At 64.3% G+C, this 25,673-nt stretch carries 23 protein-coding genes; 7 read left to right on the top strand and 16 right to left on the bottom strand.

What is annotated here, in order from left to right; translation table 11 throughout:
• The first annotated feature begins 15 nt into the window (after window positions 1-15).
• Window positions 16-942 carry a prolipoprotein diacylglyceryl transferase gene (lgt, locus tag IHE57_RS14290; protein ID WP_209325951.1) on the top strand — a complete coding sequence of 309 codons (927 nt, stop codon included), beginning with the start codon at window positions 16-18 and terminating at the stop codon, window positions 940-942.
• A 120-nt stretch (window positions 943-1,062) separates the two neighbouring features.
• On the opposite strand, the gene IHE57_RS14295 is transcribed toward lgt, so the two are convergent.
• The 5 genes from IHE57_RS14295 to IHE57_RS16460 all read right to left on the bottom strand — a co-directional run bounded on the left by IHE57_RS14295 (window position 1,063) and on the right by IHE57_RS16460 (window position 6,990).
• Complete coding sequence (locus IHE57_RS14295; RefSeq protein ID WP_209374143.1) at window positions 1,063-2,757, bottom strand: nucleobase:cation symporter-2 family protein; 1,695 nt, start codon at window positions 2,755-2,757, stop codon at window positions 1,063-1,065.
• A 210-nt stretch (window positions 2,758-2,967) separates the two neighbouring features.
• Window positions 2,968-4,161: a pyridoxal phosphate-dependent aminotransferase gene (locus tag IHE57_RS14300; RefSeq protein WP_209374145.1), complete on the bottom strand. Its 1,194-nt coding sequence runs from the start codon at window positions 4,159-4,161 to the stop codon at window positions 2,968-2,970.
• A 271-nt stretch (window positions 4,162-4,432) separates the two neighbouring features.
• Window positions 4,433-5,821, bottom strand: coding sequence for an MBL fold metallo-hydrolase (locus IHE57_RS14305; protein ID WP_209374147.1), 1,389 nt, complete (start codon window positions 5,819-5,821; stop codon window positions 4,433-4,435).
• Between the two features lie 181 nt (window positions 5,822-6,002).
• Window positions 6,003-6,758, bottom strand: a complete 756-nt coding sequence (locus tag IHE57_RS14310) for a sulfite exporter TauE/SafE family protein (protein ID WP_209374150.1) — start codon at window positions 6,756-6,758, stop codon at window positions 6,003-6,005.
• A 46-nt stretch (window positions 6,759-6,804) separates the two neighbouring features.
• A complete protein-coding gene (locus IHE57_RS16460; RefSeq protein WP_246475965.1) occupies window positions 6,805-6,990 on the bottom strand; it encodes a DUF8730 family Cys-rich protein in 186 nt (61 codons plus the stop codon).
• Between the two features lie 111 nt (window positions 6,991-7,101).
• Between IHE57_RS16460 and IHE57_RS14315 the strand changes: the two genes are divergently transcribed.
• Entirely contained in the window at window positions 7,102-7,395 is a 294-nt protein-coding gene (locus IHE57_RS14315) for a metal-sensitive transcriptional regulator (RefSeq protein ID WP_209325946.1), read from the top strand.
• 34 nt (window positions 7,396-7,429) lie between these two features.
• Here the strand turns inward: IHE57_RS14315 and IHE57_RS14320 are convergent, their stop codons facing one another.
• The 3 genes from IHE57_RS14320 to IHE57_RS14330 form a co-directional block, all read right to left on the bottom strand.
• A complete protein-coding gene (locus IHE57_RS14320) occupies window positions 7,430-7,987 on the bottom strand; it encodes a hypothetical protein (protein ID WP_209374152.1) in 558 nt (185 codons plus the stop codon).
• 63 nt (window positions 7,988-8,050) lie between these two features.
• Window positions 8,051-8,836 (bottom strand): SDR family oxidoreductase, encoded by a 786-nt coding sequence (locus IHE57_RS14325; protein ID WP_209374154.1) that lies wholly within the window; start codon window positions 8,834-8,836, stop codon window positions 8,051-8,053.
• 64 nt (window positions 8,837-8,900) lie between these two features.
• A complete protein-coding gene (locus tag IHE57_RS14330; RefSeq protein WP_253720321.1) occupies window positions 8,901-9,281 on the bottom strand; it encodes a cupin domain-containing protein in 381 nt (126 codons plus the stop codon).
• Window positions 9,282-9,463: 182 nt separating this feature from the next.
• On the opposite strand from IHE57_RS14330, the gene IHE57_RS14335 reads away from it, so the two are divergent.
• Window positions 9,464-10,918, top strand: coding sequence for an NAD(P)/FAD-dependent oxidoreductase (locus IHE57_RS14335; protein ID WP_209374156.1), 1,455 nt, complete (start codon window positions 9,464-9,466; stop codon window positions 10,916-10,918).
• A 15-nt stretch (window positions 10,919-10,933) separates the two neighbouring features.
• Window positions 10,934-12,103 (top strand): pyridoxal phosphate-dependent aminotransferase, encoded by a 1,170-nt coding sequence (locus IHE57_RS14340; RefSeq protein WP_209374158.1) that lies wholly within the window; start codon window positions 10,934-10,936, stop codon window positions 12,101-12,103.
• 44 nt (window positions 12,104-12,147) lie between these two features.
• On the opposite strand, the gene IHE57_RS14345 is transcribed toward IHE57_RS14340, so the two are convergent.
• The 4 genes from IHE57_RS14345 to IHE57_RS14360 form a co-directional block, all read right to left on the bottom strand.
• The gene (locus tag IHE57_RS14345; RefSeq protein WP_209374160.1) at window positions 12,148-12,768 is read right to left on the bottom strand and encodes an OmpA family protein; all 621 of its coding nucleotides are present in this window, start codon (window positions 12,766-12,768) and stop codon (window positions 12,148-12,150) included.
• Window positions 12,768-13,349 (bottom strand): hypothetical protein, encoded by a 582-nt coding sequence (locus IHE57_RS14350; protein ID WP_209374162.1) that lies wholly within the window; start codon window positions 13,347-13,349, stop codon window positions 12,768-12,770. The genes IHE57_RS14345 and IHE57_RS14350 overlap by 1 nt, the downstream gene beginning before the upstream one ends.
• A 120-nt stretch (window positions 13,350-13,469) precedes the next feature.
• Window positions 13,470-14,261, bottom strand: coding sequence for an alpha/beta fold hydrolase (locus tag IHE57_RS14355; protein WP_209374164.1), 792 nt, complete (start codon window positions 14,259-14,261; stop codon window positions 13,470-13,472).
• An 81-nt stretch (window positions 14,262-14,342) separates the two neighbouring features.
• Window positions 14,343-15,008: a homing endonuclease associated repeat-containing protein gene (locus tag IHE57_RS14360; protein ID WP_209374166.1), complete on the bottom strand. Its 666-nt coding sequence runs from the start codon at window positions 15,006-15,008 to the stop codon at window positions 14,343-14,345.
• Between the two features lie 173 nt (window positions 15,009-15,181).
• On the opposite strand from IHE57_RS14360, the gene IHE57_RS14365 reads away from it, so the two are divergent.
• Window positions 15,182-15,904, top strand: a complete 723-nt coding sequence (locus tag IHE57_RS14365) for a haloacid dehalogenase type II (RefSeq protein WP_209374175.1) — start codon at window positions 15,182-15,184, stop codon at window positions 15,902-15,904.
• Between the two features lie 50 nt (window positions 15,905-15,954).
• Here IHE57_RS14365 and IHE57_RS14370 read toward each other — a convergent pair whose 3' ends face one another.
• From IHE57_RS14370 to IHE57_RS14385, 4 genes are all read right to left on the bottom strand, one after another.
• Window positions 15,955-17,262, bottom strand: a complete 1,308-nt coding sequence (locus tag IHE57_RS14370; RefSeq protein ID WP_209374177.1) for an MFS transporter — start codon at window positions 17,260-17,262, stop codon at window positions 15,955-15,957.
• Between the two features lie 167 nt (window positions 17,263-17,429).
• Complete coding sequence (locus IHE57_RS14375; protein ID WP_209374179.1) at window positions 17,430-18,710, bottom strand: ArgE/DapE family deacylase; 1,281 nt, start codon at window positions 18,708-18,710, stop codon at window positions 17,430-17,432.
• Between the two features lie 154 nt (window positions 18,711-18,864).
• Window positions 18,865-19,245, bottom strand: coding sequence for a DUF6841 family protein (locus IHE57_RS14380; protein ID WP_209374181.1), 381 nt, complete (start codon window positions 19,243-19,245; stop codon window positions 18,865-18,867).
• A 477-nt stretch (window positions 19,246-19,722) separates the two neighbouring features.
• Window positions 19,723-20,784 carry a 2,3-butanediol dehydrogenase gene (locus IHE57_RS14385; protein WP_209374183.1) on the bottom strand — a complete coding sequence of 354 codons (1,062 nt, stop codon included), beginning with the start codon at window positions 20,782-20,784 and terminating at the stop codon, window positions 19,723-19,725.
• Window positions 20,785-20,931: 147 nt separating this feature from the next.
• On the opposite strand from IHE57_RS14385, the gene IHE57_RS14390 reads away from it, so the two are divergent.
• Together IHE57_RS14390 and IHE57_RS14395 are read left to right on the top strand one after the other, a co-directional pair.
• Window positions 20,932-23,991 (top strand): DEAD/DEAH box helicase, encoded by a 3,060-nt coding sequence (locus tag IHE57_RS14390; protein ID WP_366933975.1) that lies wholly within the window; start codon window positions 20,932-20,934, stop codon window positions 23,989-23,991.
• A gap of 213 nt (window positions 23,992-24,204) precedes the next feature.
• Window positions 24,205-25,590 carry an APC family permease gene (locus IHE57_RS14395; protein ID WP_253720340.1) on the top strand — a complete coding sequence of 462 codons (1,386 nt, stop codon included), beginning with the start codon at window positions 24,205-24,207 and terminating at the stop codon, window positions 25,588-25,590.
• Window positions 25,591-25,673 lie beyond the last annotated feature (83 nt).

Below are 25,673 nucleotides of genomic sequence, written 5' to 3' on the forward strand. Positions count from 1 at the left end.
AAATAGACTGAGTCCATGCCTGCAGTTCCCACGAGCGCAACGCTCGCCGACACCGCCCTGCCGCACGACATCTCGGCGGCGATCCCGAGTCCGAGCATCTCGAGCTTCCAGCTCGGCCCGCTGACGATCCACTTCTATGCGCTGTGCATCCTCGTGGGCATCATCATCGCGATCGTCCTGACCAATCGCCGTCTGACCGCACGCGGAGTCGAGGACTGGCAGGTGCTCGACATCGCGACCCTGGCCGTGCCGATGGCCATCGTCTTCGCCCGCATCTACCACGTCATCACGCACTACACGGACTACTTCGGCCCTGGCCGCAACCCGTGGAACCCCTTCGAACCCGGATCCGTGTGGGCGATCTGGGAGGGAGGCATCGCGATCTTCGGTTCGCTCATCGGCGGCACCCTGGGCGCTTGGATCATGTGCCGCCGGCTCGGCCTCAAGCTCACGACGCTGCTCGATGCCCTCGCTCCCGGCCTCATCCTCGCCCAGGCATGCGGACGCTTCGGCAACTGGTTCAACCAGGAACTCTTCGGCCTGCCGACCACCCTGCCCTGGGGGCTCGAGATCGATCCGGGCAATCCGGCGATCCCGCTCGGCACTCCCCCGGGCACTCTGTTCCACCCGACGTTCCTCTACGAGGTCATCTGGAACAGCCTCGGCGCTCTGGTCCTGCTCTACCTCTCTCGCCACATCTTCTTCCAGTGGGGACGGCTCTTCGCCGTCTACCTCATGTGGTACGGCGCCGGCCGCATCGTCTGGGAGTCCATCCGCCTCGACCCCAGCTTCGTCATCCTCGGTCTGCGCACGAACGTCTGGGGCGCGATCGGAGCCGTGGCGCTGGGCGTGGCCATCATGCTCGTGCAGTGGAAGCGCCACCCCGAACCCGAGGAATCACCGTTCATCAAGGGACGTGAACCGCAGCCGGCCGAATCCTGAGACTCACCCTCGTCGAGGCGGCTCCCCCACGAGCGCCGTCACCTGGATCATGAGGGATCCGGGCCAGACCGTGGAATCCGGCCAGACCGTCCTTCACCTGGATCGGGTCACGGACGGAATTCAGCTCCGCTCCGCCTCCGATCGCGCGGCTCCTTCGGGATGGTCCGTGGTGCTCACAGAGGGTGCCTGCGACGCATTGTCGTCGGCTTCCGATGCATGGTCCGAAGACGGCGCGAAATCTAGGGACTCCCCGTCTTCGACGACGAGCTTGATCTGGGAGGTATGTGCGATATCGCCGTTCTCGATCGCTGTTCTGACGACGTCTTCCTTCTCATCGGGGATGACAGGGATCTCTTCTCCGTCGCAGTCGACGAATTTGCCGTCGATGAAGCAGTCGCCCTCACGAAGGTCCTTGAGATTGGTCGGAGTGAGGTACCGGATCGGTTTCGCCGCGAATACCGAGGGATCCTTCGAATTGCCGGCAGTGAACTCGTTGAACAGCAGATTGAGCAGGACAGCCATGATCGCCGCCGAGGAGATACCGGAATGGAACACCACTTGGAACCAGTTCGGGAATGCATCGTAGACGTCCGGCTTCATCACCGGCAGCATCGCGAAGGCCAGTGAGGACGAGACGATGATGAGATTCATATTGCCTTCGAAGCTCACCGTCTTCAGGCTGCGAATGCCCGATCCGGTCACGGTGCCGAAGAGGATGAAGCCTGCGCCGCCGAGCACGGGCATCGGCACAGCGGCGACGACTTCGCCGAGGAATGGGATGAGTCCGAGTGCGACGAGGATGACGCCACCGGCCGAGACGACGAATCGGGACGTGATCCCCGACAGTGCGACCAGTCCCACATTCTGCGCGAATGCCGACTGAGTGAACGAACCGAAGAACGGGGCGATGGTCGAGGACAGCATGTCCGCCCGCAGGCCGTTGGCCACTCGCTTCGAGTTCACCGGAGTTCCGACGATCTCGCCGACGGCGATGATATCGGCTGCGGTTTCGGTTTTGATGACGAGGATGACGATGAGCATCGACAGGATTGATGCGATGTCGAAAGTCGGCACTCCGAACGGCAGAAGCGCCGGCAGAGCCACGGGGGCGGAGGAACCGATCTCGGAGAAATCGGCCTTGCCCATCAGCGCTCCGATCGCAGTGCCGAGGACGAGGCCGATGAGTATGGACAGTCGGGAGATCGTTGCGGATCCGACCTTGCTGAGCAGAAGGATGATGCCGAAGGTGATGAATGCCAAGAGGATATTGCTGATCGAGCCGTATCCGGCTGCTTCTTCGTCCCCGCCCATCGCCCAATCAGCAGCGGTGGGGATGAGGGTGAGGCCGATGGAGGTGATCACCACGCCGGTGACCACCGGCGGGAAGAACCGGATGATCTTGGCGAAGAAGGGCGCGATGACGAAGCCGATGATGCTGGCGACGATGATCGAGCCGAAGATCGAGTTGACGGTCCCGCCACCCTGCAGGATGGCCAGCATGGTGGCGACGCCGGCGAATGACACGCCTTGGATGAGGGGAAGCTTTGAACCGATGAAGCCGAAGCCGATGCTCTGGATGAGTGTGGCGAGGCCGCCGACGAACAGGCTTGCCGTGACCATCTGTCCGCTTTCGGCGGGGGAGAGACCGGCCGCCCCGCCGATGATGATGGGCACGGCGATGATTCCGCCGTACATGGTGAGCACGTGCTGCAGGCCGTAGGCGAACTGCTGCGGCAGCGGCAGCCAGGCATCCTCGGGCCGGTCGGAATCCGGCGGAAGCGAGTTGAGACGGCGTTTCGTGGACTTCTGTGTCATCGATAGAACTTTCCAGGAGGGTTTCTCAGCAAGGGGCTCAGACTCACCTACGTCGCTGCGGCTACGCGTCGAACCTCTTATCTTTTTCGTATCGTGGATCACATTTTCCAGAAAATGTAATCCTGATCACCCTCTTCCCTTTTCACGTCCAAGTCAAATCTGACTCTTCGGTAACCGGGCCTGCGACCCACCTCGCCGAGGCGGCCCCGCTCAGCTCTCGATCCACTCCTTGAGCCGGCCGAGACCGGTCGTGATCGCGGACTCGTCGATGCCCGAGTAGGCCAGTCGGATATACGACCTCTCCTCCCCCGGCTGCGGGGCCCCGAAGTGCTCACGCGTGCAGAAGGAGACTCCTGTGGCGTGCAGCGCCTCGGTGGAGAAGTCCGCCAAGGTCGAGATCCCCTTGGCGGCCATCGCCTCGGTGACGTCGGGGAAGACGTAGAACGTCGAACCCGGCGTGGCCACACTCATGCCGGGGATCTCGTTGATCAGGCGGCAGGTGGCATCGCGACGCTTGCGAAGCACCTCGAGCATCTGCCCCACCGGCCCCTGCGGTCCGCGCAGCGCCGCGATGCCCGCCCACTGCACGTACTGGTTGGTGCAGGATTCGTCGTTGGTGTTCATCGTCGAGATCGCCTCGGCGACGGCTTTCGGAGCCACCGCGCACCCGAGCCTGGATCCGGTCATCGCGTACTTCTTCGAGAACGTGTAGAGGATGACGGTCCGCTCACGCATTCCCGGCAGCGCGGCGATGGACTGCGAGCGTCCCTTGTAGCGCATCTCGAAATAGGCTTCATCGGAGAGCACCCACAGGTCGAATTCCTGCGCGATGGCGGCCACGGCTTCGCGCTCGGCCGGAGTCGACTCGGCCGAGATCGGGTTCTGCAGGTCGTTGTAGATGATCGCCGTCGTGTTCTCGTCGATCGAGGCCCGCAGATGGTCGAGGTCGATGGCGAAGCCGCCCTCGGTCGGCACGTATCGGTAGGGCAGTGCGGTGCCGCCGAGGTATTCGATCTGGGATTCGTAGATCGGGAACCCGGGATTCGGATAGAGCACACCGTCGCCGGGGTCCATCACGGCTTGGAGGAACTTCGTGATCACGGGTTTGCCCCCGGTGGTCACGACGACCTCGGCGGGGTCGATCGTGATGCCGCGCCGCGAACCGATGTCATCGGCCAGGGCCTCGCGCAGCTCAGGGATGCCGGGACCGGGGCAGTAACCCGTCTTGCCGTCGCGGATGGCCTGCTCGATCGCCTCGACGATGTGGCCGGCCATAGGAAAATTGAGATCGCCGAGGTGGAACGGGAAGACCTCGTTCCCCTGTGCCTTCCACTCGGCGGCGGCCTGGGCAACACGGAACGCGGTCTCGGTGCCGAGGTTGTCCAAGCGGCGAGCAGTCTTCATCGTCGGCTCCTTCGAATGCGCGGGCGTGCGGGGTCCGACAGCGATCCCGGCGCAGGGTTCACAAGGGTCTCCTGCATTGGGTTCAGAGGCGGACCTCGTCGGCCGAGACGGCCTTATCCCACACCTTAGGGGACTTCGTGGTGCACCGACAGAGTCACCGGCCGATCAGCGGCCGGACTGGTCGCCAACTCCGCACAGGCGACCGGCCCCGCAGCGTACCTCTCGCCGCGGGGCCGGCAGACCCGGGTTCGGCCGATGCGCCCGAGCGGGCTCAGGAGTTCTTCCAGGCGCTCCAGGCCGCATAGCTGCCGTCGAGTTCGGCGACGTCATGGCCGGCCCGTCGCAGCGTGCTCGCCGCGACCGAATTGCGCACGCCGGTCTGGCAGTAGGTGACGAATGTGCCTGAGTGGGGCAGCTCGTCCTGGTGCCACAGGACACGTCCGGCGCTGAGTTGCTGGGAGCCGGGAACGTGCCCGTCGGCGTGCTCGGTCTTGTTCCGCACATCGACCACACCAGCGGCGTCGAAGCTGTCGAGGTCTTCGGGGCGCACGACCTGCGGGACTGTCGTCGGCAACCCGTCGATGCCTGTGACAAAGCTGCTGACTTCGTCGATGCCCACACGCAGAAGGCGATCGCGGATGTCTTCTGCCGCGTCCTGATCGTCGGCCAGGATGAAGATCGGCCGGGTGTCGGTCTCGGGGTCGATCGCCCAGGCGCCGTGACTGGCGATCTTGCCGGGGTTGGGCAGATTGATGGCGTTGACGACGCTCGCCTCGTGGACCTGCTCGACGGGTCGGGTGTCGATGAAGGTCACCGAGTCGGCGCTGACCTCGGGCGCCAGATCGGCGGTATCCGCCTCGGGCAGCGGCCCGCGCGTTCCGAGGATCGCCGGACCGGCGACGTTCTGCCTCTTCATCCGGCTGAAGTAGGCGTGGGCGTCGGGCTGGCCGTCGAGCAGCTCGTCGACGAAGCCCTGTTCGTCATCGGCGGCCAGATGCTTGCCCCACCAGGAGAACAGACGCTCGTAGCCCACCGTCGTCGTCGGCACCGCGCCCAGGGCCTTGCCGCAGGCGCTGCCGGCACCGTGAGCGGGCAGGACCTGAACGTAGTCGGGAAGAGCGAGGAATTTGTCGCGCAGACTGGCGAAGAGTTGGCGCGCGCCCTCATAGCGGGTGTCTTCGGCTCCCATCGCCTCATCGAGCAGGTCGGGGCGACCGGTGTCGCCGACGAAGACGAAGTCACCGGTGAGGACGAATCCCGGCTGGTCGGCAAATGCGCCGTCGGTGACGAGGTACGACAGATGCTCGGGAGTGTGCCCGGGCGTGTGCATCGCCGTGATCACGATGTTGCCGAGGCTGAACTCGTCTCCGTCACGCAGCCGTGTGCCCTCGAAGGCGTACTGCCATTCGTCTCCGCCCTCACCGGAGACGTAGATCTGCGCGTCAGTGGCTGCGGCCAGTTCGCGGGTTCCGGACAGATAGTCGGCGTGGACGTGCGTTTCGGTCACTGCGGTGATCGTCATGTCGTTCTTCGCGGCGAGGTCGAGGTAGACACCGACATCGCGTCGCGGGTCGACGACGAGCGCAGTGCCGTTCGCCTGGCAGCCGATGAAGTAGCTCGCCTGTGCCAGGTCTTCGTCGTAGATGCGTTCGAGAAGCATAGGTCTTCTCACTTTCCCCGGTCGATGCTGCGTTCGGGCCTGCGGCCCACTATCGGTCGACCAGATTGACATCGGTTCTTGAAAAGATTCAACACATACCCCTGCGGGTATATTCCACTGCGCGTCGAGAGCCTCGCCGAGCTGGCCCTGCGCGTCGAGAGCCCGGCCGAGCGCAGAATCCTCACCACGTCACCAGAGTGCTGACGGCGACGAAGGCCGCAACGACGAGGACGAGAACTGCGAATCCGCGCTTGAGCACTGTGTTCGACAGCGACCGCCCCAAGCGTCCCGCGACCAGCGAGGCGACCATCGCGGCTGCGGCGAAGACCAGAGTCGGCCCCCAATCGAGATTGAGGTCACCGAGGTGGGAGAGGAAGCCTCCCAGGGAGTTGATGACGATGACGACCAAGGAGGTGCCCACGGCCACCGACATCGGCATCCCGAGGATGAGCGTCAGGGCCGGAACGATGAGAAAGCCTCCCCCGACACCGAGGAGGCCGGTGAGAAAGCCGACGACGAGTCCGGTTCCGATCGCCTTCGGAAGCAGCTTCCGCCAGGTCGGCGCTTCCTCATCGGCGCCGGCGGAGCCGCCGGAGGGCAGGAGCATCCGCACCCCGGCCAGGACCATGATCGCGGCGAAGACGAGCAACAGCACGGGCTGGCTCAGGTGGGAGTTGACCGCCGTACCGACGACGGCGGTGAGTGCGCCCGAGAAGCCGATCGTCAGGGCCAGTCGCCAGTCGACGTCGCGACGCATGCGCGGCAGGACGGCCACCGCCGAGGAGGCGCCGACGACGATGAGTGAACTGGGCACGGCGTCGGACATCGACAGACCGACCCCGTAGACGAGCGCCGGAACTGCGAGGATCGAGCCTCCGCCGCCGACGAGCCCGAGCAGGGCCCCGACGATCAGACCGAAGCCGAGCGCCGCGATCATCGACTGCCTCTTCCGACTGCCTCAGCTCCGTCCATGCGGAGCCGGCTCACCGTCCGAACAGGCGGGAGAAGAATCCCGGTCGCTGCGCCCGCGCAGCATCCTGCTCGGCCTGCGAATGCTTGCCGTTGCACCACTGGCCAGCGGGGACTTCGGCCTTGACTTGCGCGATGTGCTGGCCGCATCCGGCCCAGGTGGTTTTTCCGCAGGTGCTGCAGCGAGTCGCTCGACACATGATCGACCTTCTTCTCTCGAATTCATCAATATATACCCTATGGGGTATGCTGATGATTGTAGCGGGTTGTCCGCCAGCGATGTCAACACCACTGTTGAGGAGGAGAGTCGAATGGATGACCAGATTGCGGCGAGTCAGGATGCCGCGAGCACTGCCGAAGCGAAGCGGGCGATCGTCAACCGTCTGCGGCGCGCGGAAGGACAGCTGGCCGCTGTCACGCGCGCCGTCGAGGAGGACGCCGGATGCCGGACGGTGGTCCAGCGCCTGTCGGCCGTGTCCAAGGCCCTGGATCGGGCAGGGTTCCTCGTGATCTCCACGGCCCTCGAAGAGTGCCTGGCCGATCCGGACAATCCCGAAGGGATCAAACCCGAAGAGCTGCAGAAGCTCTTCATGTCCCTGGCCTGAGCCGTCTCTGCCCGCAGCCGAGCAATAAGGCCGGTCAGTCCACGGCCAGAGCCGCGCGTCCGGCCAGCAGGCACCACAGCCCGATGGCCAGCAGCACCGGGGCGCCGAGGACACCGCACCAGAAGCTCGGCGCGGCGAGGCTGCGGGGGAGGAAGAACGCAATGATCGCGATGAGCGTGATGAGCGCCCCCGCGAGGTGGAGTACCGGCTGGGCGAAGACGACGGCGAGCGCGAAGAAGTGGATGCCGACGATCGCGAGGATGAGCGGGGCGACCGCCTCGGCGTGGCCGGACCGGAGGGCGAAGAAGCTGAGCACGGCGGCCGCGACGATCTCCGCCCAGACCACGACGATGTAGATCGTGAAGGCGGTCGTGCCCGTGGCGATCGCACTCGGTTCGGACCAATTGCCGCTGGCCAGGAAGATGCTCGGCAACGCCAGGGCGAGCCCGGCCGCCGAGAGTCCGCCGAGGATGATCCGGAAGACGGCTCGATCCGGTGGGGCCTCCTGCGCCCATCCGGACCAGATGAACGCAGCGAGGCCGAACACCGCGCCGATCATCACCAAGTCGCGCGGGAAGGACAGGTCGATCATCGCTGATCCCTTTCACCCAAGGCAGGCTGTCCTTCGAGTCTAGCCCGGGTTCGGGATTCCGGTTCAGTCCCAGATGTCGTCGCCGCGGCTGAGGGCGTCGAACCCGCCGTCGACGAAGATGATCTGCCCGGTCATGCGTGAATTCTCGGCGGAGACGAGGAAGGCGTGCACGGCCCCGATGTCCTCGGCGTCGGCGGGGCCGTTGAAGGGCGTGGGCATGGCCGTCGCGGCCTGCTTCCGTCCCTCTTCGGAGGCGAAGAGCTCCTTCGTCATCGCGGTGCGCACCTGGCCGGGTCCGACCCCGTTGATGCCGATCCCCAGCCCGGCGTAGTCACCGGTGGGCGCGACTCGGCGGATCCACCGCGAGATCGCCCGCTTCGAACTCGAGTAGTTCGCATAGCCGACCTCGGGCCCTTGGTCTGCCAGTTCGGCGCCGCGGGACAGGGCCGCCTCGGCGTCTCCGGCCAGCAGAAGATCGACGAGCGTCTCGTCGTTTCCCTGCAGCGTCGCCGCCGAGGTGGTCACGCTGATCCGCGGGGCGTCGGATTCGACGAGCAGCGGACGCATAGCTTCGATGAGCCGGACGGTGCCGATGTAGTTGATCTTCGGCGACAGCGGGGTCGGCGAGGAGACGCCGGCATTGGCCACAAGGCCGTCGATCCGTCCGCCGCTGATCTCGGCGATCTTCTGGGAGACCCGTGCGATGGAGTCCCGGTCGCCCAGGTCGCCGGTGACGTCTCCGCGTTCGAGGTCGACGCGGATGACGGTGTCCCCCTGGCGCTCGAGGATGGCGGCGGTCGCCTCCCCGATTCCCGATGCTGCTCCGGTGACGACGATTGTCCGTGCCATGATGCTCCCTCTCTCAGTCTTCGTGCGGGTTCGGTCTTCGTGCGGGTTTGGTCTTCGTGCGGGCTCAGTCCTCGTGTGGGGCGATGAAGAGCTTCCGCAAGGGTGCCTCGTCGATGAACCAGCGGGTCTTCATCCCGTCCTCGAGGCGCACCAGCGTTCCCGGCGCCAGGGCGATATCGGATCGGACCGGCTCGTCGAACTCGATCCGGCCGGTCCCGGAGACGACGAGGAAGACCTCCTCGCCTTCGACGTCGCGCATCGCCCCGGCGCTCATCTCCCACAGTCCGTAGTCGGCTCCGGCGATCGTGCCGAGGTCGGCGAAGGCGGTGGTCGTCGCGTCGTCGGTCTCCCCCGCCGAGGCGGCTGCACCGATTGTCTGCCAGTCCTCGATGGGTTCGTGGTCGAGAGGGAATTCACGGGCGTCGATCGGCTCCATTGCGCTCATGCGATCAGTGTAGCCAGACAGTCTCCGGTTCGGCGAACAAGGCCGCGTATTCAGAACCTGCCGTCGGCGGTTCCAGCAGGCAATACGTTCGGGAACAACCATTTACTTCGCTCCTGGCGTGAGATAGAACTGATTCCGTACGCGCTGACGACCCGCACGCGTCGATGACCAGGAGTTGATCCATGTCCTACTTCAACGGTGAAGCCTCACACTGGCTGGCAGCCTCGCCGACCGAACCCCTCACCCCCTCCCCACTGCCGGCCGAGAAGCAGGATCTCGTCATCGTCGGCGGCGGACTGACCGGCCTGTGGTCGGCCTACTGCGCCCGCCAGGCACATCCCGACTGGGAGATCACGATCATCGAGGCCAGGCACGTCGGCTATGGCGCCTCGGGGCGCAACGGCGGGTGGCTGTCGACCCTGTTGCCGGGCAACAGGGCGAAGTACGCCGAGGCCGTCGACCGCGCCCTCAAGTCCGACCCGACCGGGCCGGTCGCGTCCGCGGGGCTCGACGGTATCACGAGCGTACGTGCGTTCCAGTCCTCTCTCTTCGATTCGATCGACGAGGTCCTCGAGGTGTGTGAGACCGAGGGCATCGACGCCCACCAGGTGCGCGGCGGCCATATCGACATCGCCCAGTCGGAAGCCGGAATGTCCCGCTTGCGCGAGCTCTTCGAGGGCAATGCGCAGTTCGGCTACGGCCCCGAGGATATGCAGTACCTCGACGCGGAGGAGACCCGAGCACACATCAACGTCGATCAGGCGCAGGGCAGCATCTACTTCCCCGGCACCGCCGCCGTCGACCCGGCCCTGCTCAGCCGCGGCCTGGCCCGAGTGCTGCGCGAACAGGGGGTGACGATCTGCGAGGACACCTCGGCGGGCCATATCGGCAAGGGCGTCGTCGCGACGAACCGCGGACCGGTGCGTGGGGAGACGATCTTCGTCTGCCTCGAGGGCTACTCGGACACCGTCAGCGGGAACCTGCCCGGGCTCGAAGGCAGGCAGGTGATTCCGGTCTTCTCCTCGATGATCGCGATCGAACCGCTGTCGGCCGAAGCGTGGGAGGGCATGGGGTGGGCAGGCCGCGAATGCCTCGGCGACACCGCCCACACCTTCATCTACGCTCAGCGCACCGCCGATGACCGCATCGCGCTCGGCGGACGCGGGGCACCCTATGCGTATCGGTCCGGTCTGCCCGGGGACGGCGAGGTCCCCGCCGAGGTGGTCGAACTGCTGCGCGCCCGCCTGTCCTCGCTCTTCCCGGACCTCGATTTCGACATCGCCCACGCCTGGCGCGGGGCCCTCGGGGTGACACGGGATTGGTGTGCCGGGATCTTCTTCGACCCCGAGCAGCGGATCGGCGTGGCCCGCGGCTACGCCGGGCACGGGGTGACGGCCACGCATCTGGCCGCGAAGACCCTGCTCGATCGTGCATCGGGGGCGTCGACCCCGCTGACCGGGCTGCCGTGGAACGACCACTTCTCCGGGCAGTGGGAGCCCGAGCCGATCAGGTGGCTGGGCATCCGGTCGATGTATCGGATCTTCGGCATCGCCGACGAGTGGGAGCGCATCACCGGAGCGAAGCGAACGAGTCTGCTCGCCCAGTTCGGTTCCCGCCTGGCCGGATTGCACGAGTAAAGAAAGAAGGACTCAATGACCGGCACCCCCTCCCGCATCTCACCCATGGCCGAGACCTACCCGGCCTCGAGCATCCGCAAGATGTTCAACCTCGCACTCGACTTTCCCGACGCCGTGAAGCTCACGGTCGGAGAGCCGGACTTCAACACACCCGAGCACATAAAAGCCGCGGGCATCCGCGCCATCGAGAACGACAACACACGCTACGTCGCCAATGCCGGCATCCCCGAGCTGCGGCAGGCGCTGGCGCGGAAGTACTCCGGCCGGTGGGGGCGCGGTCTCGGGCCGGAGAACGTGATGGTCTCCTTCGGTGCCATGGAAGCGCTGACGTTCGCCCTCGACGTCACCGTCTCCCCCGGTCAGGAGGTCATCGTCCCCGACCCCAGCTTTCCGAACTATCTGGGTCAGGTGCACCGCCTCGGCGGGGTGGCCGTGTCCGTTCCCGTGCGGGAGGAGAACGAGTTCAAACTGCGCGCCGAGGATGTGCTCGCCGCAGTCACGGACAGGACCGCGGCCGTGATCATCAACAGCCCCTCGAATCCGCTGGGCTCGGTGATGGACCGGACCGAGATCGAGCAGATCGCCGAGCTCGCCGATGAGCACGAGTTCACCGTCATCTCCGATGAGGTCTATGACGAGGTGGTCTTCGACGATGCCGAGTTCACCTCCGTCGCCGAGGTGCGGGCCGATTTCGACCGCTTCCTCGCCGTCGGCAGCTTCTCGAAGACCTACGCCATGACCGGGTGGCGATGCGGCTTCGTCATCGGCTCGCAGGACTACATCGCACCGATGGCCCTGCTGCAGGAGGGCCTGACCTCGAGCCTGCCGGGCTTCGTCCAGGAGGCAGCGGTCGCCGCCCTCGACGGACCGCAGAGCGTCGTCGACACGATGGTGGCCTCCTATGCGGAACGCCGTGAGCTCATGGTCGAGCGCATCAACGCCGTCGAGGGCTTGAGCCTCATCCGCCCCGAGGCGACCTTCTACGCATTCGTCAACGTCAGGGAATGGGGACTGAGCTCCTGGGACTTGGCGACCCGTCTGCTGGAGGAGCACAATCTCGCCACGATCCCCGGCTCGGCCTTCGGCCCGGCCGGCGAGGGCTACCTGCGCCTGACGTTCGCCGTCTCCCCGGAGACGATCAACATCGCGTGCGACCGGCTGGAGGCTTTCGCTGCGGGGCGGTGAACTCGTGTCTGCGCATCGAGCGCACGTCAGGTGCCGCCGCGCATTCAGTCGTCGGCGTAGCTGACTTCGACGCGCCGGTTCTTCGCCCGACCCTGCGGGTTGTCCTTGCCGTCCTTCGTGGAGTTCTTTGCGACCGGGTCGGCTTCGCCATGGCCTTCGACGCTCAGTTCCAGGTCTGAACGTGAGTCTGCGATGACGTCGGCCACAGCCTGCGCCCGCTTCTTCGACAGCTTCTTGTTCGCCGAGTTGTCGCCGACCGAATCCGTGTAGCCGGATACGGTCACCTTCGTGCCTTCGGGAACGTTCTCCACGGTATTCGCAATCGCTTCTGCGGCTCTGTCGGAGATATCGGCGCTGTTGAAGTCGAAGAGGATGTCGCTGGCCAAAGTGATGACGGCGTCGCTCCCCTCCTTCTTGTTCGTCGCCAGCGGGGTGACGGAGTCGGAAGTGTTCCACTCCATGACGCCACCCGGCTCCCACCGTTGGACCGAGTTGTTCAACTGCTTCTCCGTCGGCGCCGGGAGGTCCGCCGGAGTCGTCGCTTCCGATTCGGCGGCAGCACTGACGCTCGATCCGGCCATGACTCCGGCCCCGGAGCCGATCATCACACCGACCCCCACCAGGCCCAGAGCGCAGGCCCATCGCCTGTGCGTTCCGCGCCTCATCACGACTCCGTGATCGGGATGTCGGTGAACTTTGGCCACGATTCCTGCAGCCGGATGTCGACGGAATCGATGTCGTTCTCCGGAGCTTTGAAGACCGCCCACGCGGTCACCGGCTGATTGTTCGTCGTCTTCGTGAATACAGGATCCGAGGTCCACTCTTCGTAAGTGTCTGAAATCGGCGAATAGACCTTGAGGTTGTCGGCGTCGATGAGCTGCGGGTTGAATTTGTTCTCGCCCCAGGAATCATAGATGCTGATCGACTCGTCATCACCGACAGATCTGAAGTGCGGCGTAACGACCATCGTCAGCGTCTGGGTCTTCCCATCGACGACGAGGGAGTGGATCGCCACGGTGACTTCGTCCTCATCCGATCCAGGCACTTTGACGTCCTGCTTGGCGATGACGTCATCGGGATCGACCTTCTCGACGCCCGGCTTCGCTCCGTCCTTGCTGCCGGCCTCCTCGGCCGACGAGTCGCCGCTCTTCGAGTCGGAATCCTGCGGCGATGAGCAGCCTGTCACGGCCAGAAGGCAGAGGGCCGCTCCCGCGAGGCCCCGACCGAGCTTGGGCGAAATCACCATGCTGACGCTTTCCTTCGTCGGTATCCGCGCAGCCGCCGATGCCGACGACTCCGTCATTCTCGAGCATTTACGCTAGCACGGATGTAGTCACCGACAAAGGGAGCTGAGCCTCCGTTCCGGTCACTGATCGTGATGAGGCTCGAGGAACTCCACGAGCCGACCGGCAAGGATCCCGGGATCGACGTCGTGCGCCTGGCCCTCGAGCGTCTCGAACCGCCCGTCGCTCACCGTTCGTGCAAGCTCTTCGGCGCCCCATCGCAGGGAGTCGCGGGAGACTCCTCCTGCGAGCGCCAGAGTGGGCGCGGTGACTTCGGAGGCAGACACCGGAATCGCACCGTCGGCCATGATTTCGTTGTCGTAGGCAAGAGTCGGAGCAATGGCGGTGAAGCTCTCCCACTCCGGCGACTCCTTCATCCCCTCGATCATCGCCAGAGGCATACCGATCTGGTTCATGAAAGCCGCGACCGCACCGCTGCGATCGTCGGCCTCGAGGAAAGCAGACACCTTCTCCGCCTGCTCCACCGTGCCGGAGTCGGCGGGTTCTGCCGAAAAAGGAGGCTCGTAGACGAGCAGGTGGGTCACGGCTGCGCCGAGCTTCGCCGCGGCCTGAACCGCCAGAGCACCTCCCGACGACATTCCGAGCAGAGCCGTTCGACCACCAAGCGCCTCTGCGAGAGCTTCGATGTCCTCGACTTCCCGAGCGGGCGCATAGGGAAGGGTGTCGCCGCTCTCTCCGCGGCCGCGTCTGTCGTACAGGCACACAGTGTGGGTGGCTTGCAGCTGGTCGGCGATCGCACGCATCGGGCCTGCTTCGCGGTAGCACATCGCCCCGTCGACGAGGATGACGGGCGGCCCGTCTCCGTGCAGCTCGTAGGCGATGGTCGTACCGTCTTGGGAAACTACTGTGCTCACGATCTCGTTCCTCTCTGAACCAGGAGCAGTTCTCTTGATTGAGCCAGCATGGTGGAAATCTTCTGTTCGACTCCCCGGCTCTCACCCGACGGCGGCGAGCGCCGCGTTCCAGGAGCCATAGAACTTGCGCACGGCCGCCGCCGAGGGCACCTCACCCTTGTGCTCGGCAGCGTACTCCGTATAGGCCTTGTAGGTCGCTCCGACTCCCTGCGATTCACAGTCGGCGAGGAACTCGGCGATCGCCCTGTCGTAGGCCGCTTCGTCGAAGCGCAGCTGTCCCTTGGCCCGCCCCACCTTGTTCGTCGCCAGGCCTGCAGCCTTGAGGGCCTCGTTCCAGGACCCGAAGCGCTGCACGGCGGTCTGGCTGGTCGGCGGCCAGATGGTCGCCCCCTGGGCCGATGTCGCCCCGAGGCTGCCGAGCACCGTCTTGCGCAGCGCGTCGTATCTGCTCGCGGTCAGGCTCGGCACCTCGGCACGGCCGCGGACGAACGCGATCGCGGCGGCCACCTCGGCGAGGGTGGAGGTCACGGTCGATGCTGCGTCCTCGAGTTGGGCCGTCAGGGCCGTCTCCACCTCGGCGAGGGTCTCCCGGTCTATGGGGCTGAGCTTGGCAGGATCGGCACTCGCCGGTGTCCCCGGCGCGTCCGAGGAGTCGAGGCTGCGCGCGGTGACGAACAGCAGCGCTCCGAGCACGGCCAGCGACGAGGTGTGGGATCGATCCGCGGAGACAGCATTCACGCCTCCCATCCTACGGGGTCGGGGTCCGACGTCGTAGGTCTTCGGCCGCACCCATGCTGACGAGTCGGAATGCGTTCGCCCCGTGACGACGAACGCGATCCGAGCTACCGTGAGAGCCCCAGGATCGACACGACCGGGACCACCGAGGCGATCCTGCCCGGGCTCACGAGAGGATGCGATCGATGACCGTGGATTTCCAGAGAGTCGAAGCCCTCGTCTTCGACATGTTCGGCACAGTCGTCGATTGGCGGCAGAGCGTAGCCGCCGAGGTGGCCGCTCGGCTGGCCGACTATGTGCCCGCGCTCGATGCGCATGACTTCGCCGATCGCTGGCGGGCCGAATACCAGCCGTCGATGGAGCGGGTGCGCCGGGGTGATCGGCCGTTCGTCCGTCTCGATGTGCTCCACCGGGAGAACCTCATCACCGTGCTCGAACAGTTCGGCACTGACCCCGACTCGATTCCCGAGCACGTCCTCAACCAGGTCAACCTCGCGTGGCATCGGCTCGATCCATGGCCGGATGCCGTCGCCGGGCTGACCCGGCTGAAGGACCGGTTCATCATCGCACCGCTGTCGAACGCCAATGTGCGTCTGGCCCTCGACGTCGCCAAACGCGCGGGGCTGCCCTGGGACGCCGTTCTCGGCGCCGAGGTGGCCGGAGCCTACAAACCCGATCCCGCCGCCTATCTCAATACCGTCGAGATTCTCGGGCTCGAGCCCCCGCAGGTGGCGATGGTCGCTGCGCACAACGGCGACCTCGAAGCCGCCGGCGAGCTCGGCCTGCGCACCGTGTTCGTCCGTCGCCCGACCGAGCACGGCCCTGATCAGACGAGTGACCTCGATCCCTCCGGTACCTGGGATGTCGTCGCAGAGGATTTCGAGGATCTCGCCGACCAGCTCGACTGACGATATCGACCAGGTGTGGGGTCCCGGTCAGGCGCTGCTCTGAAGAGCCTTCATGATGTCAGTGCGTCGTTATGGGCGGCGCGCCCCGCGAGGATGCCGCCGAATGCGGTGATGAGCATGCTCAGCGCCAGCAGAACCGCGGTGGCCCAGATCGTTCCGCCGAACACGGCCACCGAAGCCAAGGCGACCGAAGGCGCGAAGCCGCCGATGGCTCCCGAAACGTTGTAGGACACGGCGACAGCTGTGTAGCGAGAACGATCGGGGAACATATCGGCCATCATCGAGCCCAGCGCACCGTATGGAAGACCGAGCAGTCCGATGCCGACCCCGATGCCGATGATCACCAGCGGCGGAGAGGCGGTGCCGACCAGAGCCATCAGCGGGAAGGCAAGGAGCACAGAGATCAGCGCAGTCGTTCCTACGGCCTTCCACGGACTGAACCTATCCCCGAGCTGACCGCCGAAGAAGATCGCAATACCTTCGAGGACGGCGCCGAGCATCGTGCCCGTCAGCAGGATGCCGGCTGCCAAGTGGAGTGTCTCGGTGCCGAAGTTGACGATGAAAGTCGTCAGCAGATAGAAGGGCGCGCTGCCGACGAGGCTGGCGCACACGCCGATGAGCACACGGCGCCAATTGGTTCGAAGCACGTGGAACAGGGGCACCTTGACCGTTCGGTCCTGCTGAACGATCTTCCTGAATTCCGGTGTTTCGTCGACCTTGAAGCGGATGTAGAGCGCAATGCCCATGAAGACGAAGGACAGGAGGAACGGAACGCGCCAACCCCATGCGATGAATTGGTCATGGGGAAGCAGCGTCACCAGAGCGACGACTCCGCTCGAACCCAGATTGCCGATCGGCGACCCGTACTGCGGCATCGCGCCGTAGAAAGCGCGCTTCTCGGGTGGAGCGTGCTCGACGACCATGAGGACGGCGCCGCCCCATTCCCCGCCGACAGACATCCCCTCGATGATGCGCAGCACGACGAGGAGGATCGGCGCCAAAACTCCGATCGTGCTGTAGGTCGGCAGGAGCCCGATCGCGCCTGAGCTGATGCCCATGACGACGACTGTGGCGATGAGAGTGTTTCGGCGCCCGATCTTGTCGCCGAGGTGGCCGAAGACGATGGAGCCGACGGGCCGGGCCACAAAGCCGATGGCGAAGGACAGGAACGCCACGATGGTGCCCACGGCGGGGTCGAAAGTCGGGAAGAAGAGTTCGTTGAAGGCCAGGGCGGCGATCAGGCCGTAGATGAAATAGTCGTACCACTCGATGGCGGTGCCGATGAGGGAGCCTGCCGAGACTCGCCGTAGCTGTGCCGAGTCGATATACGCTGAGCTGTCTGCTTCGTCTGCGGTCATTCGACGTCATCCCCATTGCTTCGGTCGATCATCCGGGCGAACACGACGGGTTCATGGAACGCTCCACGAGCCCGGGGCTCTCCCTGATGCAGTCAGGTAAGCCATGATTGTACGCGCGACGCGAGTGGGATGACAGGGTCGAACGGCCTGCTGGCCCGGTGGCGGTTCTATCTCAGCGGATCCAGTCCGCACCACTGGGCGATGAAGAGCGCTATGGTCTTCGTGACGCTGCGGACGGACTCGATGTGGACCCGTTCGTCGAATGCGTGGATATCAAGGGATCGCGGCCCGTAGGTCAGAGTCGGCATCGCTCCGAAGTTCGTGTAGACCCGGCCGTCGAGGTAACCCGGTGTGGTGAAGGTCTGCAGGGGTTGGCCGAAAACATCCTGGTGGGCCGAGGCGAGCACGCTCTCGGCTTCGCCGCCTTCTTCGAGTCGATAGCCTGCGGCGAAGAAGCCGGTGCGTTCCAAGCGTGGCAAGCGACTGTCCTGGCCGCGCCGGGCGATGCTCGTGTGGCGCAGGTGCTCCTGGATCTCTTCCCACGCCTGTTCCGGGTCGATCCCCGGATAGATGGCGGCACGTACGGAGATCTCGCACCACGATGGGACGCTGGATGGCCAGTCCCCACCCGAGATCTGTCCGACGTTGAAGTTGATCGGATGGTCGACGTCCTCGAAGCCTGGGAACCGGTCCTTCTGTGCATTCCAATCCGCCTCGAGCGTGCGCAGGTCGGCGATGACGTCGTTGGCGGCGTCGAAAGCGTTGAAGCCCTGGCTCATCTCTCGAACATGACTCGGTTTTCCTTCGACGCGCACGGTGAACCAGATGACTCCGACGTTGGTTCGCACCAGTGCATTCTCTTCCGGCTCGGGAATGAGCACGGCGTCGCCGGTGTATCCGCGCAGAAGCGCCGAAAGTGCGCCGTTGCCGGTGCTCTCCTCCTCCACCACGGACTGAAGATGAATGGGGGCTGCAGGAGAGAAGCCGGCCGAGGTGATCGCGTCGAAGGCGAAGAGGTTGGCCGCGAGACCGGCTTTCATGTCCCCGGCACCACGACCGTAGAGCCAGCCGTCCTCGATTCGAGGCTCGAACGGCGGAGTGGTCCAATTCTCCAGCGGCCCGGTCGGCACCACATCCACATGCCCCTGCAGGATGAGCGATCGGCCCTGTACGGCGGTCGGTCGATGAGTGCCCACGACATTGAAGTCCTCGTCATAGGGCACCGTCATCGGTCCGAAACCCGCATGGTTCTCGATGTCTTCTTCGTCGATGCGCCAGCGGTCGATCTCCAGTCCTCTGACAGCGAACTCCTGTTCCATGCGATCTTGGATTCCCGCCTCGCTGCCGCGGACAGAAGGACAGCGGATCAGATCGCTGGTGAACTCGAGTTGACGATCGAACGCCTTGTCGACGGCGTCGGTGATGGCCTGGGCGATTTCTCGTTTCATGATCTACTCTTCTAGATTTTCGGGCTTACGGTCGGCGGAGATGCGGAGCGGGGCCTTCAGCTGAGCCAGCCACTACGTCATGCGACGAAGATGCAGAACGGGTGGCACCATTGAATCGATCACGGTGTGCAGCAACTCGGGATATTCAGACATCTCAGCCGCTCACTCCGTCGAGCGTCAGTGGTGTGAGGACAGCGATCTTCCAACCATCGTCGGTCTGCACGAGTTGGTACATGTTCCGCTCGTCGGCAGCTCCGCCGTGGTACGTCCAGGTGACATCGGCCCAGATGCTGTGCTCGGTCGACGCGACAACCGAGACAGCGACGTCTGCCTCGGTGACTCCTTCGTACTGGTCGACGGCTCCTGCGAAGAAGCTCTCCGTCTGGCTCGCATCGGTGACGAGGATCCGCTGTCCGGGGAATTCGATGAGGGCCGGAACCGCATAGTGGTCGGCGATCGCCGTTGCATCTCGGTTGATCAGAGCTCGACTGTAGGTGTCGAAGAATTCTGTGCGAACGCCTTTGTTCTCATCCATATGCCCCAGCTTAGCGCGGGGCACCGCCGTGGCTAGCCCCTCGCTCTTGCTTCACAGCCAGCACCAGCGCAGCGATTAGGAATGCCAGTGACAGTCCCCAGAGCAACGCCGCAAAATCATGCAGTCCCGATGCGAAGACAAGCGCCTGGCACGCGACCGCCACCATGAGGAGTGCGAGGATCCATTTGGTCAGCCGCGACCTGCGCATGGCTTCTCCTCCTCGCCTCGGCGTCGGGCACATCGGACGTCCTTGTAGGTCTTCCGCTTCCACGGTAAGCAGACGTACGCATCATTGCCAACCCACGGTGCCGAGCACAGACGTAGCGGCAGACCGGGCCGATGGCGAGAGGAGAACAGGCCCCTCATACGGCATACCGCTCGAACGGCCGAAGAACCTCCAGTCTGGAGCGAATCTTGTAATTCACACCTCAGTGCGGGGCTCGAACGAAGTCACGGTACCCTTCGAGTGGAGCGCGTTCAGTTCATCGACACGAGGATCTTCACTTCGTCTTGGCTCTTCGTCAGACGCTCGAATCCGTCGCGAACGATGTCCTGGGCGAGGATCTTCGAGGTGATGAATGGAGCGAGATCGACCTGTCCGGATCGGACGAGTTCGATCGCCTCGGCATGGACATGCGCATAGCCGACGCTTGCGCCGAGGACACGATCCTGCATCATCAGCTGTCCGGTGAGATCGATCTGCACCGGCACTGTATGAATCGCGATCACCTGAAGACGCCCTGTAGCGCCGAGGACACCGAGCAGCTGGCTGACCACCGGAGTCGCTCCTGCTGCATCGAAGGCGACATCGGCCATAGCCCCCGCCGTCTGCTCGGAAACGACTGCGGCAAGATCCTCCTGCGTCGGATCGACTACGACGTCGGCAACTCCCGAGGTCTGCGCCTTCGCACGACGCTTCTCCGAAACCTCACTGACGATCGTCGTCAGGCCCTTGGCTTTGAGCACCGCGGCGACAAGCAATCCGATGGGCCCAGCTCCTCCGACCACGGCAACTTGGCCTTCGACGGCACCAGTCTGATTGACACCGTGCACTGCCACTGCCAGAGGTTCGATCATCGCCGCTTGGTCGAGTGGCATGTCGCCAACGGGATGGACCCACCGAGATTCGACGACGATGTGATCGCTCAGGCCGCCACCGCGCCCGGAAATGCCGATGAATCCCATCTTCTCGCACAGGTTATAAGCACCCTTCTGGCATGCCGGGCAAGTGCCATCGACCATGAGCGGTTCGACGACGACCGAGTCCCCCACAGAGATTCCGTCGACATCGTCGCCGACTTCTTCGACGACACCGGAGAATTCGTGGCCGAGCACGACGGGAAGAGTCTCGCCTGACAGCGGGTGAGCTTCGTCTTCGGTGGGAGCCGGCGGAATCGGGCCATCATGATAGAGGTGGAGGTCACTGCCGCAGATTCCGTTGAATGCCGGAGCGATTCGAACGGTACCGGGAAGCGTCTTCGGCTCCTCGATGTCTTCGATGCGGATGTCTTCCTTGCCGTAATACCTGACAGCCTTCATTGCTTTGACTCCTCCGATTGCTCTTATATTGTCGAAACTACGAGCTTCCTTCCGAAACCACAACGGAATCGACGGAAAGTGATCAATCAGTCATCTGCGTCTTCCGTTCGTCGGCCTGATGCCAGCCTCGAGTGAGAGGATGGCAGGGTGTCCGAGACCCGACCTGCCGTGACCGCCGATTGGCGTGAGGCCCTCGCGCCCCTCGCCGAGGCGGCCCCGCGCATGCATACGCCCGTGGCGTTGGGCTTCGAGCTCGTCGAGGTCATCCCCCGCACCTGGTTCGAGGCGCAGCATTCGGTGCTGCTCGACCGCGACACCGTCACCCCGGGAGCGAATCCGTCCCTGGCTATCCGACCGCTCATGCTCAGCGAGTCAGGCAACTGGGTGAAGAAGTCACTGACCTGGCGCACCATCGATCGGATGGCCCGCCAGTACGACATCGACCCCCGCCACCAGGAATGGTTCTCCCAGCTCGCGGGGCTGCGCACTCGCGGCAAGACCGACTTCACGCCCGACGGGGCTCCGTTCCACCTCGGCGACTTCCACACTCCCCTGCTGTGGGAGCATCTCGAACAGGGCGCGAGGATCGGCATCGAATTCGTCGGCATCAACCCCGGCATGACCATATCCATCGGCCGGACGGCCACAGCAGCGATCGACATCCGCCGGGTCCAAGGTCAGCTGCGCGTCCAGCCCAGGGCGACGATCGACGAACGCGAGTTCGCCCCGGGGCTGATCAAGCCGATCTGGACACACGGTTTCTTCGGCATCGACGTCACCTCGGGCTTCAGCGTCACTCTCGCCCCGGCCGAATCCCCGACGAAGGAGTCGGCTCTGCCCGTGTTCAGGTCGCCCGGCCCGATCACGATCCCCGACTCCGAGACCGAGGAGTTCTTCGAGGAGTACTATCCGCAGCTGCGCACCAGCGCCGAGGTCGTCAGCAGCGATGACACCGTCACCTTCCCGGCCTACCGGCAGCCCCGCCTCGTCACCTTCCTCACCTTCGGCGCCGGCGACAAGCTCAGCCTGCGCTGGTACTGGGAGTATTCGGGACCGACGCGGACCTACCCGGTCATCGATCGGGCAGAACTCACGGCCGCCTCGGCGGCGGATTATGCGCAGCTGCGCGACCTAGAGCACGAGGATGCAGTGGTCGCCGAAGTCGAAAAGCTCCTGGCCGAGACCCACGAGACGGGGTCGGCTCTGAGCCGCATCACCGATGTCGAACTCGATGACGCCGACACCGCCGACTTCGTCGTCAACGTCCTGCCCGGGCTCGAGGAGATCGAGCACCTCAAGGTCATCACCCGCGGGAAGAAGCAGCCCTACAGAGAGCTCGGCGGAGAACCGAACGTCAAGATCACCTCGGTCGAGTCGGAGAAGAACGACTGGTTCGACCTCGGATTCCAGATCACCATCGACGGCCGCCCGGTCCCCTTCGTCAAGCTCTACAAAGCGCTGGCGCGCGGCACGAAGAAGATCAAACTCTCCGACGATTCGTTCCTGTCCCTGAACAAGCCGATCTTCGACCGGCTCAAGGCCCTCCTCGCCGAGGCGGATCTCATCCCCGAATGGGAGCCCGAATCTCCGAAGATCTCCCGCATGCATGTGGGCCTGTGGTCGGATTTCGAGGACCTCGCCGACGAGTCCGAACCGGCCGTGACCTGGAGGGAGTCGGCCCAGGCCCTGGCCGATCTCGACCATCTGCCCGCCACCGAGGTGCCCCACCTGAATGGGGCGATGCTGCGGCCCTACCAGGTCCAGGGATTCCGGTGGCTGGCGCTGCTCTACCGGTGTCGCCTCGGCGGGATCCTCGCCGACGATATGGGACTCGGCAAGACCCTGCAGACGCTCGCGCTCATCGCGCACGCGAAAATCAAACATCCCGTCGCCGAGGCGGCCGACCGATCCCCCGCATCCGACGATGCGACGCTGCCGCCGTTCCTCGTCGTCGCGCCCACCTCAGTGGTGCCGAACTGGGTGAAGGAAGCCTCCGCCTTTACCCCCGATCTCGACGTGCGCGTGGTCGCGGAGTCGACGAAGAAGCGCGGCAGCCGGCTCGCCGAGGTGGTCGACGGTGCCGATGTCATCGTCATGTCCTATGCGATGCTGCGCCTCGAGGAGGACCCGATCTCCCGCCTCGACTGGGCTGGGTTCGTCCTCGATGAGGCGCAGTTCGTCAAGAACTCATCGGCGCTGACCCACCAGGCCGCGAAGTCCGTTCGCGCTCCGTTCCGGCTGGCGCTGACCGGAACACCGTTGGAGAACTCGCTTCGCGATGTGTGGTCGCTGTTCTCCATCACCGCACCCGGTCTGTTCCCGAGCCGGCGCCGGTTCGACGAGGAGTATGTCCGCCCCATCGAATCGGGTGAGAATCCGGGCCGGATGCAGAGACTGCAGCGGCGGATCCGCCCATTCATGATGCGTCGGACGAAGGATCTCGTGGCCGCCGACCTGCCGGAGAAGCAGGAGCAGGTGATCAACGTCGAGCTCAACGCTGCTCACCGGAAGCTCTACGATCGGGTGCTGCAGAAGGAGCGGAAGAAGATCCTCGGCTTCATCGACAGCGAATACGACAAGCAGCGGTTCATCGTCTTCCGTTCGCTCACCCTGCTGCGCATGCTCGCCCTCGATCCGAGCATCGTCGACGCCGAGCATGCGGAAGTGCCGTCGTCGAAACTCGCCGCGCTCATGGAGCGCCTCGACGACGTCATCGCCGAAGGACACCGGTCGATCGTGTTCAGCCAGTTCACCTCGTTCCTCGACCGCGTGGCCGAGGGCCTCGACGCCCGTGGGGTCCCCCATATCGTCCTCGACGGATCGACGAGGAACCGCGGTGCGGTCGTCGATGCGTTCCGCTCCGGTGAGGCTCCGGTGTTCCTCATCAGTCTCAAGGCCGGCGGCTTCGGGCTCAACCTCACCGAGGCGGACTATGTCTTCCTCATGGACCCGTGGTGGAATCCCGCCTCGGAGAATCAGGCCATCGACCGCGCTCACCGGATCGGGCAGACGAAGAGCGTCATGGTCTACCGCTACGTCGCCGAGGGCACGATCGAGCAGAAGGTTCTCGCCCTGCAGAAGCGCAAGGCCGAACTCTTCGATTCCCTCATGTCCGAAGCCGGCACCTTCGAAGGCCGCGGGCCTTCAGGCCAGGCGTTCAGCCAGACGGTGACCGCCGAGGACATCAAGGGGCTGTTCGAGGGGTAGGGCAGGAGGCAACGGGGATTCTGTCCTGCGAGCTACGCCCAGGAAATTCTAAGGAAGAGCCTCATCCGGACCAGCGCAAGTGTCTCGCGCTTGGCTCCAGGGTGCAGGTTCCTCATCATTGACATCTGCCTGAGAGCGGCTTAGTCTGTTCCCAATCAATCGATTGATTGACTCAGACCTTTGCTTCACATAGTGGTGAAATCGGAGGGGCTCATGCCTGGTAGAGAAACGAATCCGCTTCGAACGCGACCCAAACGCCGCGTCAATCTAATTGGCGCAACCAGCACAATAGTTGGGTTCGTCATCGGAGCGTCAATCTTCATTCTCCCGGGCCCTGTAGCTGGCATCGTCGGGCCAGGCCTCCCATTCGCCTACCTCCTTGCCGTGATCCCCGCAGCATTCGCGTGCCTATACCTCGTCCAGCTCGGTTCCGTGCTCCCTGTGACCGGCTCGAACTACGTCGTCGCGACACGATTCGGCTCGCCCTTAGCAGGATTCTCTGTAGTCTGGATGTTCATCGCTTGTGCCGTCTTCGCCTTACCGGTGATGGCGATCGGTTTCGCTTCCTATCTCGAGACCCTGCTGCCAGGCATCGATATCACCATTACCGCAATTATCGTCGTCGTGGCTCTCGGTGCCCTCAATCTGTTCGGCATCAAGGCGGTGACTCTCGTACAATCAGCGATGACCGGACTGTTCATTGTCGCGCTCATCGTATTCATCGCTGGCGGTTTGCCGAACATCGATCCTGGCAACTTCACTAACCCTTTCCCGAACGGAATAAGTGGATTGTTGCTCGGCGTCATCACCGTCTACTTCTCCTTCACAGGGTTCACGGTCATTGCCGAAATCGCTGGCGAAGTGAAGAACGCGCGGAGAACCATCCCACGCGCCCTCATCATCTCTATCGTCCTTATACTGCTCGTCTATGTAGCGGTCGGGGCTGTTGTGACGGGAACTCTCGACTGGCAGGAAGCAGGGTCTTCTCCTGCTGCGGTCGCTGACTCTGCAAGCCTGTACTATCCTCCTCAGGTTGTCGCGCTCATCAGCGTGGGAGCCCTATTCGCCTCTGCCACGACGATCAACGCACTATTCACCTCGGTCGTCCGGGACATCCTGAGACTGGGCGAGGACCAAGTGCTGCCGCGCTGGTTCGCCCGAACTAGCCGACGTCATAGCGTGCCCTATCCTGGCGTTCTCGTTATTACCGGGCTGGTTGTCATCGCCTTACTCCTCAATCTCGACATTGAACAGTACTCAATGCTCACGGTGTTCGCGATCCTGCTCTTACAGTGCATCGCTGCCTTCGCGCTCTTCCGGGTGAGGAAGCTCAATCCCGAACTCTGGGCGGCTTCCCCTATCAGATTCGGCCGCGGTCTTTCTCTGTTCACTTTGGTGGGGTTGCTGGTCACCTCAGCGTTCATAGTGGTCTTCGCCGCGTACTCTGAGCCTGCCACCGCTGTGGTGTTCTTCATTGTGCTGTTCATCGGTTACGTCATCTGGGCGGTCAGATCCGCCATCGTTCGACGCCGAGGGGTCAGCCTCGCTGAGACGACACGTCAATTCGATGCGACGATCACCGAGGAACTCGGCGATTGACCGCGTCCCTCTGTCGACGCGGTGTCTCGCGTACGTGAAAACCAATTTGGGGTGGAACTCAGCCCCGAACGCATCGCCCACCC

This window comes from Brevibacterium renqingii (genome assembly GCF_017808105.1).
GTDB classification, from domain to species: Bacteria; Actinomycetota; Actinomycetes; order Actinomycetales; family Brevibacteriaceae; genus Brevibacterium; species Brevibacterium renqingii.

Excerpts from the sequence above, each read along its gene's own strand:
- lgt (WP_209325951.1), top strand. The coding sequence starts at position 16 with ATGCCTGCAGTTCCCACGAGCGCAACGCTCGCCGACACCGCCCTGCCG.
- IHE57_RS14295 (WP_209374143.1), bottom strand. The coding sequence starts at position 2,757 with ATGACACAGAAGTCCACGAAACGCCGTCTCAACTCGCTTCCGCCGGAT.
- IHE57_RS14300 (WP_209374145.1), bottom strand. The coding sequence starts at position 4,161 with ATGAAGACTGCTCGCCGCTTGGACAACCTCGGCACCGAGACCGCGTTC.
- IHE57_RS14305 (WP_209374147.1), bottom strand. The coding sequence starts at position 5,821 with ATGCTTCTCGAACGCATCTACGACGAAGACCTGGCACAGGCGAGCTAC.
- IHE57_RS14310 (WP_209374150.1), bottom strand. The coding sequence starts at position 6,758 with ATGATCGCGGCGCTCGGCTTCGGTCTGATCGTCGGGGCCCTGCTCGGG.
- IHE57_RS16460 (WP_246475965.1), bottom strand. The coding sequence starts at position 6,990 with ATGTGTCGAGCGACTCGCTGCAGCACCTGCGGAAAAACCACCTGGGCC.
- IHE57_RS14315 (WP_209325946.1), top strand. The coding sequence starts at position 7,102 with ATGGATGACCAGATTGCGGCGAGTCAGGATGCCGCGAGCACTGCCGAA.
- IHE57_RS14320 (WP_209374152.1), bottom strand. The coding sequence starts at position 7,987 with ATGATCGACCTGTCCTTCCCGCGCGACTTGGTGATGATCGGCGCGGTG.
- IHE57_RS14325 (WP_209374154.1), bottom strand. The coding sequence starts at position 8,836 with ATGGCACGGACAATCGTCGTCACCGGAGCAGCATCGGGAATCGGGGAG.
- IHE57_RS14330 (WP_253720321.1), bottom strand. The coding sequence starts at position 9,281 with ATGAGCGCAATGGAGCCGATCGACGCCCGTGAATTCCCTCTCGACCAC.
- IHE57_RS14335 (WP_209374156.1), top strand. The coding sequence starts at position 9,464 with ATGTCCTACTTCAACGGTGAAGCCTCACACTGGCTGGCAGCCTCGCCG.
- IHE57_RS14340 (WP_209374158.1), top strand. The coding sequence starts at position 10,934 with ATGACCGGCACCCCCTCCCGCATCTCACCCATGGCCGAGACCTACCCG.
- IHE57_RS14345 (WP_209374160.1), bottom strand. The coding sequence starts at position 12,768 with ATGAGGCGCGGAACGCACAGGCGATGGGCCTGCGCTCTGGGCCTGGTG.
- IHE57_RS14350 (WP_209374162.1), bottom strand. The coding sequence starts at position 13,349 with ATGGTGATTTCGCCCAAGCTCGGTCGGGGCCTCGCGGGAGCGGCCCTC.
- IHE57_RS14360 (WP_209374166.1), bottom strand. The coding sequence starts at position 15,008 with ATGGGAGGCGTGAATGCTGTCTCCGCGGATCGATCCCACACCTCGTCG.
- IHE57_RS14365 (WP_209374175.1), top strand. The coding sequence starts at position 15,182 with ATGACCGTGGATTTCCAGAGAGTCGAAGCCCTCGTCTTCGACATGTTC.
- IHE57_RS14370 (WP_209374177.1), bottom strand. The coding sequence starts at position 17,262 with ATGACCGCAGACGAAGCAGACAGCTCAGCGTATATCGACTCGGCACAG.
- IHE57_RS14375 (WP_209374179.1), bottom strand. The coding sequence starts at position 18,710 with ATGAAACGAGAAATCGCCCAGGCCATCACCGACGCCGTCGACAAGGCG.
- IHE57_RS14380 (WP_209374181.1), bottom strand. The coding sequence starts at position 19,245 with ATGGATGAGAACAAAGGCGTTCGCACAGAATTCTTCGACACCTACAGT.
- IHE57_RS14385 (WP_209374183.1), bottom strand. The coding sequence starts at position 20,784 with ATGAAGGCTGTCAGGTATTACGGCAAGGAAGACATCCGCATCGAAGAC.
- IHE57_RS14395 (WP_253720340.1), top strand. The coding sequence starts at position 24,205 with ATGCCTGGTAGAGAAACGAATCCGCTTCGAACGCGACCCAAACGCCGC.